This window comes from Colwellia sp. MB3u-8 (assembly GCF_014076985.1).
GTDB lineage: Bacteria > Pseudomonadota > Gammaproteobacteria > Enterobacterales > Alteromonadaceae > Cognaticolwellia.
In genome coordinates, this window is record NZ_JACGVA010000059.1 from 243,032 (window position 1) to 263,171 (window position 20,140).

Consider the following 20,140-nt stretch of genomic DNA (forward strand, 5'->3'; position numbering starts at 1 on the left):
AATTATAAAGCTTACTTTAGCGCTTTTTTCAATGGCATAGTGAGGAGCGCTGTAAATACAGTTGCTTAATGAGTTACTATCAAATTGAATTCTGCCAAGGCTGGTATTTCTAATTGCAGCTTGTTTTCTATCTGATCAAGTTTTAGTAAGCTTGCACAAATAATTGCCGCTTTATTTTCTAACGTATTGGCTTGGTTACTTATATCGATTTTTATATCATTACCCAGTGATTCAATGCGTTGGTCAAAAGTTTCAATGCGTTGTTCGGTACTTTGTTTTTCTTTATGGGTTATTGCTTCACCCACAGCGACTAAAATGTTACCGACAGAGTTGGTCACAATAGTTTCGATTTCTTTTTTAAATTCACCCGTAAAAATCTCATCAAAATCATCGAAATCTTGTGGCGCAATATAGTAGCTTTCATCACTATGGTTAAAGCGAGTGCGTAGTCGCGATTTCATCTCATCAAACTTTTCTTGGAACTGTTGATGTGTAGCACTGTTTTCACCAGTTAAGCTGCTGATCACTTTATTGACCGCTTTTAGTCCGAGCTCAACACCTTCTATAGCGATTGAAACGATCGCAGGCACTTGTGATCTAATGCCGCGGGTATACTCACTCAATTGACTTTTTTGTGCCTTGTTAAGCGCAATTTCACGGCCATAGACAAAAAGCTGATGTTGACCATTGATTTGTACATAAGTTTGACCCTGATTGACAATACGCAGGTGAGCAGGATCGATAATAACACCATAATTAAAATTAATATCGCATTGCTGGGCGTTTGCTGCGCTCATACACAAGCAGGTAATTAGTAAGCTGCGGGCTATAAATGCCATAGCAAAACTCCATATTATATCGGATTTGTAGCGGATATTATTATATTGAAACAAGTGGTTCTATATGAACTTTTTGGTCTTTGTAAATGAATCGACTTGGGCCATATTCACGGCGAGTTTTATCGTGACATTCACCAATGATAACTTGTACACCAGGATACACTTTTTCGCTGGCTTCAACAGAACCACTGGTCATATATTCGTGCAGTTTCTCTTTATATGACTCTTTGTCAGCGCTAAACTCAGCCATTTTTTTCGTATGATAGCGGTAAGTGGAGATAACTTTCGTCAAAATTTCTGCTTTTGCTTTATCTTTTGGGCGTTTTTTTAGTTTAATCACTGCATCTTTTAGCCCTAAAAGGGTATCCGACTCAGCTTTTACAGCTTGATCCATTTCTACAATTTTAGCTAAGCATTCGTGCATTCTATCGGCAAAAGTTATCATGGTCATACTGCCGGCCGTTGCACCTATTGTACCTGCATGTACCGACTGGCCTGCACTAATATAGCCAGCAATAAGTTTACCGTTGGCTTTTTCTTCACGACCAACCCACACCGTTTTATTAACCTTTACTATACTATGCATTATTTGATTTTCAATTCGTAATGAGTCACAGGTGATATCGGCGTATTGGCAATATTTGGCAAAAACCTTACCGCTGGCTTTAATATGAGCACTTAAGTTGATTTTAGAAATATCGACTGATTCAACTTCTTGTTTTTTACCAATAATACCTTTGCCAATAGTTATATCTCCACCAGCATCTAGCGAAGCGGATTCAACAAAACCCCCAATTGAAATGTCACCTGTAGCCACTACTTTCATGCCCTCACCAATGTCACCATCTATAATGACACTACCTTTAAATTTAACATGGCCAGTACCGACATCAACATTTTTAAGATGGTAAACACTGTCAACCTCCATACCGTTTTCAATAATACGAGGGAGACCAACCAAGGTAGAAACTAACATGCTGCTGTTTGTTGGGCTTAAAGCGGTTCCTTCACCAATCGACATTTCAATATCTGTACCAGGTGAAGAGTCTAATATATCGCCGGTGACGGTATAGCCTGGAATACCATTAGTCAGTGGGATTTTTTTAGCGAGAGGATCACCTACTTTTACACAGATAATATCGCCAAGATCACGCATATCTACAGTACCATCATCACGTTTTTTTGGTTTTAATATTCTATCTTGTGCACTCTCTACTAAGAATTTTATATAGGAACTTTCACCCTCAGTCGGTAATTTTCCGTATGCTATTTCACACTTTACCATAGAACCGGCTGGCGCTTTAGCTGCCCGTTTGGCAAGTGTTATTAATTGTTCTTTATTAAAACCTTTATAAACCTTAGCGGCTTGAGCAGCATCAAGTATTGCTTTTGCGCTCATGTGTTGGCCACCAAGCGCGGCTGTAATTTCTGCTGAAGCTGACATCTTGTCGTCAGCAACTTCAATTAAAAAGGTAGCATCGCGCCGCTCAAGTATTTGGTATTTTATTTCACGGCCAGTATGATTTTCTTTTAACGTTTTTAAAATACTTTCTAGTTCAGCGATGGCATTTTTAATATTAGCTTCAACAACATATAAATGACTGTATTGAGAGTTATTAATTAGCTCATGTATATCAGCTTCCGTTAGGGGGGTCTTCGTTTTTATAGGAGACAACACTAGGTCGATGTTATTGACATCGTTAATTACTAAACTTACCTTGCTCACAAGCCTATCACTCCATTATTTTATAAAATTTATTATTCCCTGAATATAATTCTCTTGATGAACTTACCTTGCTCACAAGCCTATCATTCCATTATTTTATAAAATTTATTATTTCCTGAATATAATTCTCTTGGTGAACTTACCTTGCTCACAAGCCTATCACTCCATTATTTTATAAAATTTATTATTCCCTAAATATAATTCTCTTGATGAACTTTAATAAAACTTGCGGTGTTTATTTTTGAATAATCTAATTTATATTCTTTATTGTCTAATGCCTCGATAAACACTAACGTTTTTTCTTGGCCAAACACGTCAGGTTTACTCACATCAATAAGTTCTTGATGGGCTCGTTTTGCATCAATGCGTTTCTCTGGTATAACACCTTTATATAAATCAATACCTGTATGGCTTATTATTATCACTGGATGATCACCGTTAACCAAAAGTAAATCAATTTTTTTATTTTTATGAATGATAGTGTTACGGCCACTGACTCTAAAGTTTTTATCGTTCAAAGTACTCCCCTATGATAATGAGTGACTTGGTACTTTAACTTGTTGTCAAAGCAAATTTTGCAGCTAATGTTGAAATTTATTATTTTTATATCAAGATCAGCTTTCAATAATATTAAATTTAATGGCTCTAAATATATAAAGATTTGAATCAGTAAGCAATATAAAACCGCTCGTTTACCTCAATTTGCCTTAAGATTAACTTATACGGTCGTAGTATGGTTCATCTTGACTATTTATTAACATCCTTCGAATTAAATCTAAACTGCGAGCCGCAACCACCTGCTGAAAATGTTGTCTAGCGACAGGGATACAATAATACTTCGCCTGTAACGCTTGTTTGTTACCCCAAGCTATCCAGACCGAGCCGACAGGTTTATCTTCTGTAGCACCATCTGGCCCTGCTATGCCGGAAACAGCGATGACATAATCGGCATTCGACTTAGCTAAAGCTCCTTTGGCCATGGCTAACACTGTTGCCTTGCTAACTGCGCCCTGGCTAACTAAAGTCGCCGCTGGCACATCAAGCATGATACTTTTCATCTTATTAGAATAGGTAACAAAACCGGCTTCAAAAACTGCTGAAGCGCCAGCTATAGCGGTTATTTGACTGGCAATTAGTCCGCCAGTACAAGATTCTGCAAGGGTAATTTTTTGTTGTGACTTAATGAGTAAGGGGACAAGGTAATCAGCGACTGTTACATGGTTACTTTTACCTGTTGTGAGAATATGACTGCCTAACAAGTTACTCAGTTTATGCTGCCATTGCGCTAATAGCTCTTTACCTTTTGGGCATTGAACGCTTAATTTCACTTCAAGCAATGGCATCGCTGCGCGAAAACCAATCGCTATTTCATTAGGCCAGTCGGGGAGTTTGTCATTGACCAGTGCCTGTAATGTTGACTCACCCATACCAAAAGTCTGCAAACGGATGAGGTTTTGTTTGTTTGTTATTGGAAATAATTGCTGCAAGCTAGGAATAATCTCATCTTTTAGCATGTGGCTTAATTCGCTTGGCACCCCAGGGGTACAAATAATCAGACACTGGCCTAATTGAATACGAATACCGACAGCGCTGCCAGTGGCATTATCAACAATTTCACTGCCTAAGGGTAAGTAAGCTTGTTTTAAATTAGGTTGATTGAGTTGAGTGTTTCTGCGCTTGGCCCATTTTTTTAAGTGTAAATGTGCTTGTGGGTCAAGGTGTAAGTCAACACAGCAAGCTTGTGCGAGTGCTTGTGATGTAAGATCATCAATCGTTGGGCCAAGGCCACCATTAATGAGCAGTACATCTGCTGTTTGACTAAGTTGAACTATTTCTGCACGTAAAAGGGCTAGCTCATCTGCAATAGTTACTTTTTTATTGATAGTTAAGCCAATGTCATTGAGCTGTTGTGCAAACATCACTGAGTTTGTATCAATAACATCGCCATTCATCAATTCGTTACCGGTTAATAGTATATTTACCTGAGTAGTCATATAGCGCCAAAATTCAATTGTAATATGGCTTTCATGTTAGCGAAAAAGTGGCTAAATTGCGCTGTAAATTTAGCTGGGTTTATTTCACAGGATTACCGTATTTTCATTAGATATAATAAATATAAAGCAAAATGAGCGAATAGTAGAGAAAAACCAAAGTACAGAGGTTATTAAGTGTATTTTTTATCTTGTGGTTATTTAATCTGTCACTATCACTCTGACTAACATAGAGGCTAAAGCCTCTATTATATGGTAATCTTGATGAGAGTAATGCTGAAGTGAAAATAGTCAAGCCGTACTAACATAAAGCAGAAATACACTATGGTTGCAACACTAGCGAAATTGTTGAATACCAGAAAAACTTTAGTCCAATACCCAAGCCTGCAGCTTGAAGTGGCTTGGCTGTATCACTATGAATTAATAAGACTTTTTATAATATGACCCAAAAAATACAGTCGTACCATCGAACACTTTTGTTTGGTAAATGGTATCGCAGCGAACGAGATGACGAAGGTTACATGTTTACCGAGTTTGCAGAAATTTCAGCTGATGGCCGTTACGAGTTTACTTTTATGCAGCATGACGACCATGGCACGGTTTCAGAACAATCGGTAGAATCAGGTGATTGGGGTTTAGTAGGCGATATTCACTTTACCATTAGTAAGAGTGAATTCGTCAATGATGAACATTATGCGGCGGACTTAGAGCATGATGATAATTATCATGCTTATCGCGTACTGACCTTAAATAGCCAAATTTTTGAATATCAACACATCTTAAGTAATGAAGTGTTTATCCTACGCCGAGTTATTGATAATATTGCCTTAAGTTAAACTTATTTAAACTAATACAAGGGCAAAAGTATCGTCTTCTTGTTATCAGTTTCCATTTATCATTTTTTTGAGAGTTCGGATGAAGCAATTTAAAGCAGCCAGTTTAATCACGGCAATCAAAACACCATTTAATGTCAAAGGCGAGATAGATTTTAATACTTATGATCAATTGGTCGCTAAACAAATTAAAGCCGGTGTTGATGGCATTGTTGTTGGCGGTACTACAGGTGAAGGACACTTGCTTACTTGGGAAGAACATTTAATCCTTATTGCTCATAGTGTTCACAAACATGGTAAAGATTTACTTATTATCGGTAATACCGGTAGTAACAACACTCGAGAAGCTATTAAAGCGACACAATATGGTTTTGCTGCCGGTATGGATGCAACACTGCAAATTAATCCCTATTATGGTCGCAGCTCATCTGAAGGTGTCATAGCGCATTTTGAAAAATTGCTTGATATTGGCCCTGCTTTTATTTACAACGTGCCAAGCCGTACCGGTCAGGATCTAACGCCCGCCTTAATTGAGCCATTATCAAAACATAAAAACTTTATCGGTGTTAAAGAATGTACCGGTAATGAGCGCATTGCCTATTATGAAGAGCGAGGCATTGCTTGCTGGTCAGGTAATGATGATGAAAGTGCCGCTGGGCGCCATCAGTATGGCTCTCATGGTGTTATTTCGGTCACTTCTAATATTGTTCCTAACTTAATGAGACAATTAATCGACGCGCCAAACGACAGTTTACAGCAAACTATGCAGCCGTTAATGCAATGGCTTTTTTGTGAACCGAACCCCATTGGTATTAATACTGCACTCATGATGACAGGTGCTGTAGCGCCTATTTTCAGAATGCCTTATAAAGCATTAACTAAAGTTCAGCGTGAACAAGGTCTAGCCGTACTTGCCAAGATTGCTAAGGATGAACTTGTTGGTAATAAACTGATGTTAATGGCAGATGATGACTTTCAATATTGTTGTTAAAACACCTAACACCTAAAGCGTTAAGTTTATAACTTAACAAGGTCCTAAAAATGAAAAAACAGTGAGCTTATGCTCGCTGTTTTTGTTTCTAAGGCTATAACCAAATTAAAAGTAAACTAAAGGTAAGTTACAAGTCAGCTAAATTTACTTGAACTCGCTGCTAATCGATCAATTTTGCTAATTGCGGGTGAAGTTCAATCGGTAGAGAAAAGTGCTGCTCAGTTTTGTTTGTTGGACAGATAAATTTGAGCTGTACGGCGCAAAGTTGCAAATCTACTGGGTCATCAGAGTCCTTGAGTTGATTCAGCTCTGCTGCCTTGCCATGCAGTCGGTCGCCAACCACGGGCAAGCCGATACTAGCGGCGTGAATGCGTATTTGATGCTTGCGGCCAGACTCAATGTTAACTTGCAGTAAAGATAAATTGCTTGCTTGGTGATGTTCAAGGCAACGAAAATGACTGCGAGCGCTTTTATCATCAATAGCCAAGTCAATAGTGTCAGGTTGCGGGCGCTGCTGGTGATCGCCATGAACAATAATATGATAGGTTTTTTCTACTTGGTTTTGCTCAAACATCATGCTTAATGCCCGTGCGGCACTTTTACTGTGAGCAACTAAAATTAAGCCAGTAGCGGCACGGTCAAGACGATGTACGGGGAAAACTGGCCGTTCAGGAAGCAAGTTTTTTTGTGCCCAGCGCGTTACTGTGCAGTGGTCACTCCACTTCGAACCCTGAGACAACATACCGTAAGGTTTATACCAAACACTGTAATCACTTAAGTCGGCGATTAATATTGCCGGTGTCGGTGTTTGAGATAAAACATCTAGGTCATAATAAAAATGTAGTTTATCTTCGATATGTAATTTTTTTTTCAGGCGACGGCAGCGTTGTGTTGTTTTACCGCGGCTATGCCATAATGCGCCTTTATCAATCGCTTTTTTTATTTCACCGACGCTTAAGTCACATTGAATTTGCAGTGCTTCAACGATATTTATCGCGCGATCAATATTGATATGGCATTCAAATTTTTTCAAAATAAATCTACTCAATTAATGATTAATGCTTAGTTTAACAAATTTTTTCCGATAATTGGCATGGCTAAAAGCAACTTATTATTGCTGCAAGGGAATATTGACTATAAATATGTTTAATTAAGTGTAATTGCCCTTGGTTTTTAACGTCAGAGAAAGATAAAATACCCGCAACAGTAAAACTAATATGAGCACAAGCTATGCAACGTAACGAAGAATTATTTCCACTCGATAATGTCGGTAATGCACTATGGGAGATGTTAAATAGCGGTGATGATTTAACTATTGAACGCGAGTTTGAATTTTCCACCATTTTCTCAAACCAAGACCAAGCCTTAAAATTTGGTCAGTTACTGTTAGAAAACAATCAAAAATTATCTTTTTGTCCTTACGAAGGTGATGACAACCTTCCTTGGGAAATTACCGCTTATCCTTTTATGTCAGCGAGTTATGAAAATATAGCCGCTTATCAAGAGCTACTAATGACCAGCGCGACTCCCTTTTCTGGCCAGTATGACGGCTGGTATTGTGTTGATGCTAGTAAAACCTAAAGGTTGAGAATTTTTTATGGATGAACAGCAGTTTGATCGTCTAAAAAGTGTCAGTGCCAAATCATTTAATGATCAAAAAGCCTTGATAAAAAAAGTGCTAGCCGGACGAGATGTGGCATGTAAGCAATGCGGAACATTTATCAGAGTTACTTTGCCTGAAGACAAAAAAACCACAGGTTTATTTTGTGCTAAAGGTTGCACGAATATCGCTTTAGACTTTGTTATATAAGGAGTTAAGTGATTTTTCTTAGCTCGTAGGTTTGACCTAGCTCGTTATGTTTTATTTGCTATAAGAATGTTGCGATATCTGCAAGCGCTTTTTTTGTTGTTGCGTGATCTGGAATGGTCGCGTCTTCACTTGGATAACCAACAATAAGCAGCATATAAGGCCGGCTATTATCATCACGACCACAAATTTTACTTAAAAATGACATGGGTTTTGGGGTATGGGTTAAGGTGACTAGGCCGCTTGAGTGTAAAGCATTAATTAAAAAACCGGTGGCGATACCCACTGACTCATGTACATAATAATTGGTGTTTTTATCTGCTGTAGCAACCCCGCCTTTTTTCTCACTGAAAACCGCAATTAACCATGGCGCATGTTCTAGGTAAGGCTTTTTAGCATCGGTACCTAAAGGCTTTAACGCGTCTAACCATTCCTCACTGGCTCGGCCCTGATAGAAATTACTTTCGTGAATCTCAGCTTGCTGGCGTATTTGCTTTTTAACGTCAATATTGTTGATTGCAACAAAATGCCATGGCTGATGATTAGCGCCACTTGGCGCTGTTCCTGCTGCTTTTATACAGTTTTCAATGATCTGTTTTGCCACTAAGCGATCACTAAAACTGCGAATACTGTGGCGGCGTTTAATATTTTCATAAAATTCAGCCGAGCGCTGTAACATTTCGTCAGGGGTGTATTCAATATAATCGCTTAAAGGCGATGAGTTATGGGCCTTCATAAACTAACTTCTCTGATCAATATTTTTTATAGCTTATCGATAAAACTTATCAAAAGGCAAGCTTATGTCAGCATAATATATTTTAAATGAGCGAGGAGTCGCTGGATATATTAGGGCGAGGGCAGTGGTTTAAAGATCGTGGTGTTTTTGATGAGATAACTTAATCAAATAGCTGTTGAGGCCAGTATAACGACGGGTAACTTCAGCATTATACACGCCAATGAAAAGGAATAGGGTCATAATTAAGCTGATGGTGGGTAAACTCACCGTTTGAATATAAGCAGACAAGAGTGTGGTGATAACAGCACCTACAACGCAATAGCTTAAGGTTATGCGTAACCAGATGTATGTTGCCATTAGCGCTTTCTCTAGATAGAGCGGATTTATCGATGTGACTTTTTTCAAAGGATGATTTTCTTATATACAAAGTTAATAATTCATAAATGAGTATAATTAACTAAACAGGAATATATAAGTCAATTTATATTCAAAAATAATATATCAAAGAAGTGAAGCTTATAAAGTCATCTCCTTTTTTTAGTACGAGGTTTAAATTTTTTATTTCAATAGCTTATGAGGTTTTATTTTTTAATGCTTACAAGGGCAGTAAAATCAATAAAAAGCCACTTGTGTTAGACAGTATAATTATCAACACAGAAATTTAAATGGGCTAAAATTATTCATTAACTCCTTAGGGATAAATAAGGTTTTAACATGAAAAACTTTAAAAATATTTTAGTGATTGCTGAAGACATTGGCCTAAATCAAACATTACTGCACAAAGCGCTGACGCTTGCGCAACATGCCAAGGCAAGTTTAACGATTATTGCCAATAATCAAGATAAGGAAATAGAGCAGCATCTTGAGCTGATTTATCAACAAAAAACAGCTGATTTAGCCATGCTAAATGGCTATCAAGTATCAAAACTTAACATTGATATCAATATAAAATATTGTGCAGCTCCGTTTTCTCACCAAGATATACTCGCTGAAATTACCGAACATGCTTATGATTTGCTGATTAAGGATATTCATTCAGCACATTTTCAGTGGGGGTTATCTTGGTCTGATAATTATTATTTATTGCGCGAAGGTGAGACAAACCTCTTGCTCGTTGGTGAAACACAATGGCCAGACAGAGGCAAGATTCTCGCGGCGCTAGAAACAGAAGAGTTAACTGAAAAACACCAACAGCTAAACCATTTTATGATAGATGAAAGTCAGTACTTGGCTAGACTATTAAATAGCGAAGTGCATTTGCTCAACTGTTATCAAGAACAACCCAGTATTTCATTGGCTGACCAACTACTTGCCGAAGGTGTTGAAGAGCCATTACAACAGCATTGGCGTCACTTACAAGACTCAGCATTGCGCTACGGTTTACCACCAGAGCAGATACACGTTGAACCGGGATTACCTGAGTATGTTATTCCACATCAAGCTAAAAAACATCATGCGAATATTGTTACCCTAGGGGCCGGTGAGCATCATGGTTTAATCGATTTACTTAAAGGTCACGCTTGCGAGTATGTTGTTGATGGCTTAGCTTGTGATGCCCTGATTTTAAAAGCTAATAGGTGTAATGAACAATAGTACTTATTAAGAGGCATAAAAAAAGCGCCACTAAGGCGCTTTTTTATGCTTATATTTTTATACTGAGGTTGTCGACTTAAGCAAAGAACCTCGACTTAAGCAATAAACCTACGCGCGTTGCGGAACATACGTACCCAAGGCGAATCTTCTTGCCATTCATCAGGGTGCCATGAGTTAGCTACGGTGCGAAATACGCGTTCAGGGTGTGGCATCATAATAGTTACACGACCATCAGTGGTGGTTAATGCCGTAATACCGTCTGGTGAACCGTTAGGGTTTGCCGGATAAGTTTCAGTGATCTGACCATAGTTATCGACATAACGCATAGCAACTGTACCAGATTCATTTGCGCTATCAATCGCGTCATCAGAACTAAATTCTGCTCGACCTTCACCGTGTGATACAGCGATAGGCATGCGAGAGCCAGCCATACCATCAAAGAAGATAGATGGCGTTGGTTGTATTTCAACTAAACTAAAGCGCGCTTCAAAGCGCTCTGACTGGTTTTGTACAAAGCGAGGCCATGCGGCTGCACCCGGAATAATTTCTTTCAGGTTTGACAACATTTGACAGCCGTTACACACACCTAATGAGAAAGTATTTTCACGTTCAAAGAATGTTTTGAACATGGCTTTGGCCTCTTTGTTGAACAAGATTGATTTTGCCCAACCTTCACCAGCGCCTAATACATCACCGTAAGAGAAACCACCACAAGCCACTAAACCATTAAAGTCAGCTAAATCAGTACGGCCAGATAAAATGTCTGACATATGCACATCAATAGCAATAAAACCTGCACGATCAAAGGCCGCTGCCATTTCTACATGAGAGTTAACGCCTTGTTCACGTAAAATGGCTATACGCGGATTGGTACCCTGTTGTGCATCTTTTGCAATTAAATGTGCAACAATATCTTCATTGATATCAAAGCTTAAGTCAGCGCTTAGGCCTGGGTCTTCGGTATCAAATTTAACAAAGTGTTCTTGCTGTGCACATTCTGGGTTATCACGCAGTGACTGCATTTTATAGGTGGTTTGTGCCCAAGTAGTACGGTAATAAGTACGAGAGTTTTCTAACACCACTTCGCCATCACGGCTAAAGCGGAGTGTATCTTCGTTATTGATACGACCAATATCAGTACAACAATCGGCAATACCGTACTCAGCAAAAACAGCCTGAATAGCATTAGCATCACTGGCGAGAATTTGAATTACTGCGCCAAGCTCCTCATTAAATAATACATCAACGTCGTTGCCTGATATTGATGTTAACTGAGATAAGTCGATATCAACACCGGTATGACCAGCAAAAGCCATTTCAACCACAGTGGTGAACAAGCCGCCATCAGAAATATCATGGTAAGCGATCAGTTTCTCATTACGTACTAAGGTTTGCATGGCATTGAAGAAAGCTTTTAAGGTTTCAGGGCTATCAACATCAGGCGTTTCATTGCCTAACTGTTTATAAACCTGAGCTAAACATGAGCCCCCTAAGCGCTGTTTACCTTTTGATAAATCAATGGCAATAAGTTGCGTCTCGCCTAAATCTATACGTAATTCTGGCGTTACCGTTTTACGAATATCTTCAACAACACCAAAAGCGGTGATAATTAATGACATTGGTGAGGTAACAGATTTTTGCTCACCGTTTTCATCCCATTGGGTTTTCATCGACATCGAGTCTTTACCCACTGGGATAGTTAAGCCAAGCGCTGGACAAAGCTCTTCACCAATGGCTTTAACCGCTTCATATAAACCCGCATCTTCACCCGGATGGCCTGCTGGCGACATCCAGTTAGCTGAAAGCTTAATGCGATTTAAATCGCCGATATCAGTACCGGCAATATTAGTTAACGACTCAGCAACGGCTAAACGCGCTGAAGCGCCAAAGTTTAATAATGCCACTGGCGTACGCTCACCTAATGACATGGCTTCGCCGTGGTAAGAGTCAAGTGCTGAAGCGGTAACGCCACAATCAGCCACGGGTACTTGCCATGGGCCAACCATTTGATCGCGATTAACCATGCCAGTTACTGAACGATCGCCTATGGTAATGAGGAAGGTTTTTTCTGCAACCGTGGGGAGCGATAAAATACGTTCTGCCGCATCAACTAAAGTGATGTCAGCAACAGAGAAATTATCGCCAGCGGCCTTTGCCGTTAACACGTCCTTGAATATTTTAGGGGTTTTGCCTAATAAAACTTCAAGCGGTAAATCAATCGGTGTATCGAGTTTATCATTACCGGCAAAGTGGGCATCAGTCACGGTTAAATGTAGCTCTTCGGTCGCACGACCAACGACAGAAAACGGTGCACGTTCACGGTGGCATATTTGTTCAAAAGTCGCTAAATTTTTGTCTGATACGGCAATAACATAACGTTCTTGAGATTCGTTACACCAGATTTCATGTGGCGCCATGCTGCGTTCATCATTAGGGACGTTACGTAGTTCAAAAACACCACCACGACCGCCATCAGCGACTAACTCAGGGAAAGCATTAGATAAACCGCCTGCACCCACATCATGAATAAAAGCAATAGGATTTTCCTCTCCTAGCTGCCAACACTTATCAATAACTTCTTGGCAACGACGTTCCATCTCAGGATTCTCACGTTGAACAGAAGCAAAATCTAAACTTTCAGCTGATTGACCTGATGCCATTGAAGAAGCCGCACCGCCACCTAAACCAATGTTCATTGCGGGGCCGCCAAGGGCAATTAAGTTAGCACCGACAATAATTTCACGTTTTTGTACGTGTTCATCACGTATATTACCTAAGCCACCGGCCAGCATGATAGGTTTGTGGTAACCACGCACTTCACTGCCATTGAATGAATTAACTTGTTCTTCATAGGTACGAAAGTAGCCTAAAATAGCTGGGCGACCAAATTCGTTGTTAAATGCGGCGCCACCTAATGGGCCTTCAGACATTATATCTAAGGCTGAAACGATACGATTGGGCTTGCCAAAGTCGGTTTCCCAAGGTTGTTCAAAACCGGGTATACGTAAGTTTGAAACTGAAAACCCGACTAAACCTGCTTTGGGTTTTGAGCCGATACCGGTTGCGCCTTCGTCACGAATTTCACCCCCTGAGCCAGTTGCTGCACCTGGATAAGGAGAAATAGCGGTAGGGTGGTTATGTGTTTCAACCTTCATTAATATTTGAATGTCTTCATGGTGATAACCATAAATATTAGTGTCTGGATTTGGAAAGAAACGACCGCCTTTATTGCCGACCATAACCGCGGCGTTATCTTTGTAGGCACTTAAGACAAAATCAGGATTGAGTTCATGCGTGTTGCGGATCATCTTAAATAATGATTTAGGCTGTTTTACACCGTCAATAGTCCAATCGGCGTTAAATATTTTATGACGACAATGTTCTGAATTTGCTTGGGCAAACATGTACAGTTCTATATCGTGGGGATTACGGCCAAGTTTAGTAAAGTTTTCGAATAAATAATTAACTTCGTCATCGGCTAAGGCAAGGCCGAGTTCACTATTGGCTCGAACTAAAGCGTTTTTACCGCCGTGTTCAATATCAATACTGGTAAGTTCACCAGGCTCTGCACTAGCAAAAAGTGCGGTAGCGTCATTGAGATCGGTGAAAATGGCTTCCATCATGCGATCATGAATTAAATTATTCAATGTCGATTGTTGCTCTGTCGTCAATGGTGCTGCGTTTTCGGTATTGACATAATAAGCTAAACCACGTTCAAGGCGAATAACCTTAGTTAAACCACAGTTGTTGGCAATATCGGTAGATTTTGATGACCAAGGAGAAATAGTGCCAGGTCGTGGGGTTACTAAGATAAATTGCCCGACAGGCTCATGTTCTTCTATGGTCGGACCGTACTTAAGCAGTTGCTGTAAAACCTGAGACTCTTCAACGTTTAGTGCTGCTGAAATATGAGCAAAGTGGCTAAATTCAGCATAGATATCCGTGACGGGCAGTTGCAGCTCAGCACACTGATTTAATAGCTTGTTTACTCTAAAATCAGACAGTGCTGGCGCACCGCGAAAGGTTTTCATCAACATCGACATAGACTATTTCACCGGGTTATATTAATTAAGGAAATTAAGCATAAAAAACGCGCGTATTATAGATGAAACAGGGCGATTAGAGAAATGATTTGTCTCATTTCAAACTAATTTTATAAGGGTAAAACTGGTTAAGCAGTAAAAAAATAGCTTTTTAAATAACTCAATTCACGTGACAATGGCTACTATGATAAAAAAACAAATAAAATTATTTGCTCATAAAGTTAATATACATAAGCTGTTAACCTTGTTGTTACTGCCCTGTATTTTTATTTTGTCTGCTTGTGAAACACAAAAAACCTCGGCAAATTTGCAGCGTATTATTGATCGCGGCTATGTAACCGTAGGCACACTTTATGGTAACACTAGCTACTATCTTGATGCCGAGGGGCCGGCAGGTTTTGAATACGAACTTGCGCAAGAATATGCTGAATATTTAGGTGTCGAATTAAAAATGATGCCGAGTTACAACTTAAAAGAGTTATTTCAGCAACTTGATAATGGTAGCGTCGATTTACTGGCTGCTGGGCTAGCGGTCACAGATAAACGCCTGAAAAATTATCACTTTTCGCCAAGTTATGATGATGTCAGCCAAAAGTTGGTTTTCAAGCAAGGTAATATTCGCCCACGTACATTGGCTGATTTAACCGGCACGTTAGAAGTGCTAGAGCAATCTAGTCACGTGGAAAGTTTAGGGCAATTAAAATTATCTAACCCTGAACTATCATGGTCGACAACTAGCGAGTTAGATAGCGAAGAGCTTTTGTTACGTGTACTTATGGATGAAATTGACTATACCATTGCAGATAGTAATGCTTTGGCCATTAGTCGCCGATATTATCCAGAAATCAGTATAGGATTTACTATCCATGAAGCAGAGTCTTTAGCTTGGATGATCAATAAAAATAGCGATGATTCCATTTTTGCTAGTTTAATTGAGTTTTTTGGTCAAGTGCATCATAACGGTGTTTTGTTAGCCTTGAATGATAAACATTATGGCCACATTGAAGAGTTCAATTATGTCGATACCCGTATGTATATCAAAGCGATTGAAAAAAAGTTGCCTAAATACAGGCCGCTATTTGAAAAATATGGTCAAGGAGTTGACTGGCGCTTATTGGCGGCTATAAGTTACCAAGAGTCGCATTGGGAGCCTCATGCCCGTTCTTATACCGGTGTGCGTGGCATGATGATGTTGACCTTGCCGACAGCAAAACAAATGGGTATAAAAAGTCGCTTAGATGCAGAGCAAAGTATTCGTGGTGGTGCTAAATATATTAAACAACTTATTGAACGTATGCCTGCGCGAGTGCCAGAACCGGATCGACTTTGGTTCGCGTTAGCGTCTTATAATGTTGGCTTAGGGCACTTAAACGATGCGCGTAAAATCACCCGACAACAAGGTGGAGATCATGACCGCTGGGTCGACGTAAAAGAACGTTTACCACTCCTAAAGCAAAAGAAGTTTTATAAAAAAACCCGTTATGGTTATGCTCGCGGTGATGAACCTGTTCATTACGTAGAGAATATTCGTCGTTACTATGATACGTTAACTTGGATAGACAATCAGACTAAGCAACAGCCGGCGAAAAGTGAGTTAACGGTGAATGAGGCTGAAGAATAATGGTTAAGGCAGACTAGAATATTATCTGTTATGTCACTAAGTTGTCACAAAAGTGGGTAATACTAAGTGTAATACCCAAGGGATTAAATAAAGAATTAAAAATTCAACACGGATAAATAGTTAAATTCAGATGTTTTTGTTCCAGACTAAACATAAGTACCTACAGCTATGTCACAACACGGCTGTACGGCATTAGCAAAGCCTTGTAGCTTGAGGTAAGTCAGTAGAACAAGGCAAAAAAAGTGTTGAGCAATAGCTAGTTTCACGATTGCGCACAGTGAAGAAATTTATTATTTAGACAATTTGAAGGTGATCCATTTGCTAATCTGCTTGGTATAACACTACAATTATCAGTCTATATATTATTAGTTATACTCATGCCAAAGAGGTAAATATGAGAATTAAAAAAAGTTTATTAAGTAACCAAAGAAAAAGAACATTAAATCGTAATAAAATAAGATTAGTTAATCGCCGTCATACCCAGTTTGCCTTGGATCTGTGTAGTAACGACCGCCCGTGGTTAAATAGCGATAGCGAGCTGGATTTGAATTAATTTGCTAGCCTTTCAATCGTGCTTGCCGCGGTTCCAGTCGGTTTTTCAGTCGCTTCACTCCCAGATTAATTTTACCAATTTCTATTATAGTCGTCATTAAGTCACACCATCGTTTTAAATCATCAAATATGTATTGTAAATACAATCGGCTTTTTCATTTATTAATCAAAGGGCACATTTTAGCTGTGCAAAAAGAGCATCTAAGTTGGTGTAAAAAAAATATTTAAGCTAAACTTAACGTAAGAAAATCAATATTTAATGAGGTCTTTTTACTTATGCATGAACACGGCACTTTTTCAGTTGTACTCGAGGGGAATTTGTTAAGCATTAGTTTATTAGGTACGTTTAATGATATTGCAACACTTTCTGCTTGTCAGCAAATAAAAGCTAAAGTTGAAAGCTTGAATGGTCAAGCCTTTGGCATATTGCTTAATTGTATTGGCTATGAAGGTAGTACGCCTGATGCGCATAAAATATCCAACAAATATTTGCTATGGTTAAATAAAAGTAACTATATTGCCCTAGCCAGTATTTATAGCCAACGTATTTATGCTGATATTGTAAAAAATGAGCAAGCGGCATTAGTTGAACTCAAAAGCCGTCGAGAGTTTACTGACGTGCAAGAAGCAAAACTTTGGCTTATAAGCCAGTTGTAGTGTGCAAGATTTCTAGCACAACATTCCCAGTGCAGTATTTTTATACAAATTGAGCTGTATTTCCTCGTTATAATCATTTGGCCATTTTAATTGGCGTTTATTCTGGGATTCTTAGCGCTTTTTTTGCCGCTTGTTTTTCAGCTTTTTTTACTGCTCGTCGACGTTTAAAAAAAGTCGACAGCATAGTACTGCATTCATCGGCTAAAAGACCGGCTGTTACGGCCACTTGATGATTATGTTTTTCATGGTTTATTAGTGAAAAAGCACTACCGGCAGCCCCTGTTTTTAAATCGTTACTGGCAAATATTAATCGCTTGATACGGCTGTGTACCAATAAACCAGCACACATTGGACAAGGCTCAAGGGTGACGTATAGGGTGCAATCTAGCAGACGATAATTTTGTAAATTTTTACCCGCATCACGCATGGCCATCATTTCTGCATGTGCTGAAGGGTCATTATTCATAATCGATTGATTAAAACCTTCGCCAACAATTTCCCCGGCACAAACAACTACAGCGCCAACCGGAATTTCATCATGACTGTCGGCAATTTTTGCTAGTTCAATAGCGCGGCGCATAAACTTACGATCGTCATCAGAAAAAGCGTCATCAGAAAAACTGTCATCAGAAACACTGTGGTCAGAAAATCCGTCATCATTTACTTTACTAACGACTTGATTCTTGTGTTTATCTGCTAAGGTGTTTTTTATCATAAGCTATAAAAACATTTCTAATAAATCATTAAGGTAGCGGTGGCCAAGTGTGCTGACTGACCAATGTGTGCCATTAAATTCCATGAGGTTTTTATCTTGGGCTTTTAATAATATCGGTAAAACACTGTTAATGCTTAAGCCAGTATACGCTTGATACTCATCGAGTGAGAAACCTGAAAACAAACGTAAACGATTCATCATGTATTCAAAGGGCAATTCTTCATTGCTTACGGTATGCAGTTTATCCAGTGCTTTTCTACTAATATCTAAATAACCTTTTGGATGTTTTACTTTTACCGTACGGTGAATGGTTTGTTTTTCAACATCAGTAATTTTGCCGTGTGCGCCACAACCAATGCCAAGATAGTCACCAAACTTCCAGTAATTAAGGTTATGCTGACATTGAAATTCAGGCTTGCTGTAAGCTGAAATTTCATATTGCTGATAACCGGCTTGGTTTAATAACGCAATGCCTTGGTCTTGGATATTCCAAAGTACTTCATCTTGCGGTAATTTAGGTGGCCGAGAATGAAAGGCAGTATTAGGTTCAATGGTTAATTGATACCAAGAAATATGGCTTGGATTTAAGCTAATGGCTGTTTTTAAATCATCAAGTGCATGGGCGACCGTTTGCTCTGGTAAGCCGTGCATTAAGTCAAGATTAAAACTTTTAACCCCACACTCGTGAGCTAACTTTGCCGCTACTTTAGCTTGCTCGCTATCATGAATACGCCCTAGCTTAATTAACTTATCTGAAGCAAAACTTTGTACACCCACCGATAATCTTGAAACACCACCATTAAAAAAACCGATGAACTTATCTGCTTCAACCGTGCCTGGATTGGCTTCTAAGGTTATTTCGATATCAACTTTATGCTCAAAGCGTTGCAGAACTTGTGTTAGCAGTTGCTCAATAGCGGGCGCAGAAAACAAACTGGGTGTTCCGCCGCCAATAAAAATGGAATGTAAGGGCCTGTTGTTGAGTTTGAAACGGGTAATATCACTGTCTAAATCAAGCAACAGCTGCGAAATATAGTCTTGCTCAGGAATAGCATGCTTTAATGCGTGCGAATTAAAATCACAATAGGGACATTTTTCTACACACCAAGGTATGTGGATATAAAGCGAAAGTGGCGGTGCAATTAACATCTAAGCGAGTTCTTCTAAAAGCAGTGGCACCAATTTCTGTAGTGCTTGGCCACGATGGCTGAGTTGGTTTTTTAGCTCTCTTGGTAATTGTGCCGATGTCATTTGATGTTCAGCTTGCCAAAATACGGGATCATAGCCAAACCCTTGCTGACCTATTTTTTCTCTGCTAATGCTACCTTGCCACACGCCATGACAAATAAGCGGCGTTGGATCGTTTTCATGGCGCATATAAACTAGCACACAATGAAAACGCGCACTGCGTTGCTCATCAGCAATGTTTTCTAGGGCGCTTAGCAGCTTAGTGGTATTGTCATCATCATTGGCATTTTCGCCGGCATAACGTGCTGAATAAACACCAGGTGCGCCGTTTAACGCGTCAACTTCTAGACCTGAATCATCAGCAATAGCGGGTAAACCGGTAATTTTTGCCGCGTGACGAGCTTTAATAATCGCGTTTTCGACAAAGGTTGTGCCTGTTTCTGCAACATCACTTACATTGAATTCGCTTTGTGGCTTAATTTCAATATTTTGTGTTGCTAGCAAACTGGTAAGTTCGTTAACTTTACCTTTGTTACCTGTGGCTAATACAATAGTGGTCATAGAAAATACCTTTTATATTCCTAGCTAAAAGCCTAGCTAATGTCTGATTAGCGGCTGAGCTTAAACAAGCGGTTTACAACCTAGAATACTGATAAGTAAACGACTCGATAAATTAATTAAAACAATGGCGCGCATAATACCTTAATCTGCATCAAAGAGGGAACATCAAAGACACAATTACCCAGAACTGAGCACAAGTGGGCGATAATTTAATGAGATTGCTATCAGGTTCAAAATGCTAGTTTATGTTAAAAGCAGGCAATAAAAAACGGCAAATTAATTGCCGT

The 20,140-nt window shown here is 39.3% G+C and carries 18 protein-coding genes; 7 read left to right on the forward strand and 11 right to left on the reverse strand.

Annotated features, from left to right (window positions below; translation table 11 throughout):
* Nucleotides 1-65 precede the first annotated feature (65 nt).
* From H4J54_RS07775 to H4J54_RS07790, 4 genes are all read right to left on the reverse strand, one after another.
* Nucleotides 66-839 (reverse strand): DUF2884 family protein, encoded by a 774-nt coding sequence (locus H4J54_RS07775; protein WP_182190314.1) that lies wholly within the window; start codon nucleotides 837-839, stop codon nucleotides 66-68.
* Between the two features lie 40 nt (nucleotides 840-879).
* On the reverse strand, nucleotides 880-2,565 hold the full coding sequence (locus H4J54_RS07780) for a DUF342 domain-containing protein (protein ID WP_182190315.1): 1,686 nt from the start codon (nucleotides 2,563-2,565) through the stop codon (nucleotides 880-882).
* Between the two features lie 191 nt (nucleotides 2,566-2,756).
* Nucleotides 2,757-3,083 (reverse strand): hypothetical protein, encoded by a 327-nt coding sequence (locus H4J54_RS07785; RefSeq protein ID WP_182190316.1) that lies wholly within the window; start codon nucleotides 3,081-3,083, stop codon nucleotides 2,757-2,759.
* 195 nt (nucleotides 3,084-3,278) lie between these two features.
* Nucleotides 3,279-4,559, reverse strand: coding sequence for a CinA family nicotinamide mononucleotide deamidase-related protein (locus tag H4J54_RS07790; protein WP_182190317.1), 1,281 nt, complete (start codon nucleotides 4,557-4,559; stop codon nucleotides 3,279-3,281).
* A 437-nt stretch (nucleotides 4,560-4,996) separates the two neighbouring features.
* Here H4J54_RS07790 and H4J54_RS07795 point away from each other — a divergent pair, with 437 nt between their 5' ends.
* Together H4J54_RS07795 and dapA are read left to right on the forward strand one after the other, a co-directional pair.
* The gene (locus H4J54_RS07795) at nucleotides 4,997-5,392 is read left to right on the forward strand and encodes a hypothetical protein (protein WP_182190318.1); all 396 of its coding nucleotides are present in this window, start codon (nucleotides 4,997-4,999) and stop codon (nucleotides 5,390-5,392) included.
* Between the two features lie 79 nt (nucleotides 5,393-5,471).
* Nucleotides 5,472-6,380, forward strand: coding sequence for a 4-hydroxy-tetrahydrodipicolinate synthase (dapA, locus tag H4J54_RS07800; protein ID WP_404851893.1), 909 nt, complete (start codon nucleotides 5,472-5,474; stop codon nucleotides 6,378-6,380).
* Between the two features lie 160 nt (nucleotides 6,381-6,540).
* Here the strand turns inward: dapA and H4J54_RS07805 are convergent, their stop codons facing one another.
* Entirely contained in the window at nucleotides 6,541-7,413 is an 873-nt protein-coding gene (locus tag H4J54_RS07805) for an RluA family pseudouridine synthase (protein ID WP_182190320.1), read from the reverse strand.
* A gap of 197 nt (nucleotides 7,414-7,610) precedes the next feature.
* Here H4J54_RS07805 and H4J54_RS07810 point away from each other — a divergent pair, with 197 nt between their 5' ends.
* Together H4J54_RS07810 and H4J54_RS07815 are read left to right on the forward strand one after the other, a co-directional pair.
* The gene (locus tag H4J54_RS07810; RefSeq protein ID WP_182190321.1) at nucleotides 7,611-7,961 is read left to right on the forward strand and encodes a ribonuclease E inhibitor RraB; all 351 of its coding nucleotides are present in this window, start codon (nucleotides 7,611-7,613) and stop codon (nucleotides 7,959-7,961) included.
* A gap of 16 nt (nucleotides 7,962-7,977) precedes the next feature.
* The gene (locus H4J54_RS07815; protein WP_182190322.1) at nucleotides 7,978-8,190 is read left to right on the forward strand and encodes a hypothetical protein; all 213 of its coding nucleotides are present in this window, start codon (nucleotides 7,978-7,980) and stop codon (nucleotides 8,188-8,190) included.
* A 58-nt stretch (nucleotides 8,191-8,248) separates the two neighbouring features.
* On the opposite strand, the gene H4J54_RS07820 is transcribed toward H4J54_RS07815, so the two are convergent.
* Nucleotides 8,249-8,923: a nitroreductase family protein gene (locus H4J54_RS07820; RefSeq protein WP_182190323.1), complete on the reverse strand. Its 675-nt coding sequence runs from the start codon at nucleotides 8,921-8,923 to the stop codon at nucleotides 8,249-8,251.
* A gap of 129 nt (nucleotides 8,924-9,052) precedes the next feature.
* Nucleotides 9,053-9,328 carry a hypothetical protein gene (locus H4J54_RS07825; protein WP_182190324.1) on the reverse strand — a complete coding sequence of 92 codons (276 nt, stop codon included), beginning with the start codon at nucleotides 9,326-9,328 and terminating at the stop codon, nucleotides 9,053-9,055.
* 309 nt (nucleotides 9,329-9,637) lie between these two features.
* Between H4J54_RS07825 and H4J54_RS07830 the strand changes: the two genes are divergently transcribed.
* On the forward strand, nucleotides 9,638-10,516 hold the full coding sequence (locus H4J54_RS07830) for a universal stress protein (RefSeq protein WP_182190325.1): 879 nt from the start codon (nucleotides 9,638-9,640) through the stop codon (nucleotides 10,514-10,516).
* Between the two features lie 95 nt (nucleotides 10,517-10,611).
* Here H4J54_RS07830 and purL read toward each other — a convergent pair whose 3' ends face one another.
* Entirely contained in the window at nucleotides 10,612-14,547 is a 3,936-nt protein-coding gene (purL, locus tag H4J54_RS07835; RefSeq protein ID WP_182190326.1) for a phosphoribosylformylglycinamidine synthase, read from the reverse strand.
* 196 nt (nucleotides 14,548-14,743) lie between these two features.
* On the opposite strand from purL, the gene mltF reads away from it, so the two are divergent.
* Entirely contained in the window at nucleotides 14,744-16,180 is a 1,437-nt protein-coding gene (gene mltF / locus H4J54_RS07840) for a membrane-bound lytic murein transglycosylase MltF (protein ID WP_182190327.1), read from the forward strand.
* Between the two features lie 828 nt (nucleotides 16,181-17,008).
* Nucleotides 17,009-17,389 (forward strand): hypothetical protein, encoded by a 381-nt coding sequence (locus tag H4J54_RS07845; protein ID WP_182190328.1) that lies wholly within the window; start codon nucleotides 17,009-17,011, stop codon nucleotides 17,387-17,389.
* A 97-nt stretch (nucleotides 17,390-17,486) separates the two neighbouring features.
* Here H4J54_RS07845 and tadA read toward each other — a convergent pair whose 3' ends face one another.
* From tadA to H4J54_RS07860, 3 genes are all read right to left on the reverse strand, one after another.
* Nucleotides 17,487-17,969, reverse strand: coding sequence for a tRNA adenosine(34) deaminase TadA (gene tadA / locus H4J54_RS07850; RefSeq protein ID WP_259366938.1), 483 nt, complete (start codon nucleotides 17,967-17,969; stop codon nucleotides 17,487-17,489).
* Between the two features lie 138 nt (nucleotides 17,970-18,107).
* Entirely contained in the window at nucleotides 18,108-19,253 is a 1,146-nt protein-coding gene (gene hemW / locus H4J54_RS07855) for a radical SAM family heme chaperone HemW (RefSeq protein ID WP_182190330.1), read from the reverse strand.
* Entirely contained in the window at nucleotides 19,254-19,853 is a 600-nt protein-coding gene (locus H4J54_RS07860; protein ID WP_182190331.1) for an XTP/dITP diphosphatase, read from the reverse strand.
* Nucleotides 19,854-20,140: the final 287 nt, after the last annotated feature.

Bases quoted from the DNA above. Each gene is read 5' to 3' on its own strand.
- H4J54_RS07775 (WP_182190314.1), bottom strand. From the start codon at position 839: ATGGCATTTATAGCCCGCAGCTTACTAATTACCTGCTTGTGTATGAGC.
- H4J54_RS07790 (WP_182190317.1), bottom strand. From the start codon at position 4,559: ATGACTACTCAGGTAAATATACTATTAACCGGTAACGAATTGATGAAT.
- H4J54_RS07795 (WP_182190318.1), top strand. From the start codon at position 4,997: ATGACCCAAAAAATACAGTCGTACCATCGAACACTTTTGTTTGGTAAA.
- dapA (WP_404851893.1), top strand. From the start codon at position 5,472: ATGAAGCAATTTAAAGCAGCCAGTTTAATCACGGCAATCAAAACACCA.
- H4J54_RS07810 (WP_182190321.1), top strand. From the start codon at position 7,611: ATGCAACGTAACGAAGAATTATTTCCACTCGATAATGTCGGTAATGCA.
- H4J54_RS07815 (WP_182190322.1), top strand. From the start codon at position 7,978: ATGGATGAACAGCAGTTTGATCGTCTAAAAAGTGTCAGTGCCAAATCA.
- H4J54_RS07820 (WP_182190323.1), bottom strand. From the start codon at position 8,923: ATGAAGGCCCATAACTCATCGCCTTTAAGCGATTATATTGAATACACC.
- H4J54_RS07830 (WP_182190325.1), top strand. From the start codon at position 9,638: ATGAAAAACTTTAAAAATATTTTAGTGATTGCTGAAGACATTGGCCTA.
- purL (WP_182190326.1), bottom strand. From the start codon at position 14,547: ATGAAAACCTTTCGCGGTGCGCCAGCACTGTCTGATTTTAGAGTAAAC.
- mltF (WP_182190327.1), top strand. From the start codon at position 14,744: ATGATAAAAAAACAAATAAAATTATTTGCTCATAAAGTTAATATACAT.
- H4J54_RS07845 (WP_182190328.1), top strand. From the start codon at position 17,009: ATGCATGAACACGGCACTTTTTCAGTTGTACTCGAGGGGAATTTGTTA.
- tadA (WP_259366938.1), bottom strand. From the start codon at position 17,969: ATGCGCCGCGCTATTGAACTAGCAAAAATTGCCGACAGTCATGATGAA.
- hemW (WP_182190330.1), bottom strand. From the start codon at position 19,253: ATGTTAATTGCACCGCCACTTTCGCTTTATATCCACATACCTTGGTGT.
- H4J54_RS07860 (WP_182190331.1), bottom strand. From the start codon at position 19,853: ATGACCACTATTGTATTAGCCACAGGTAACAAAGGTAAAGTTAACGAA.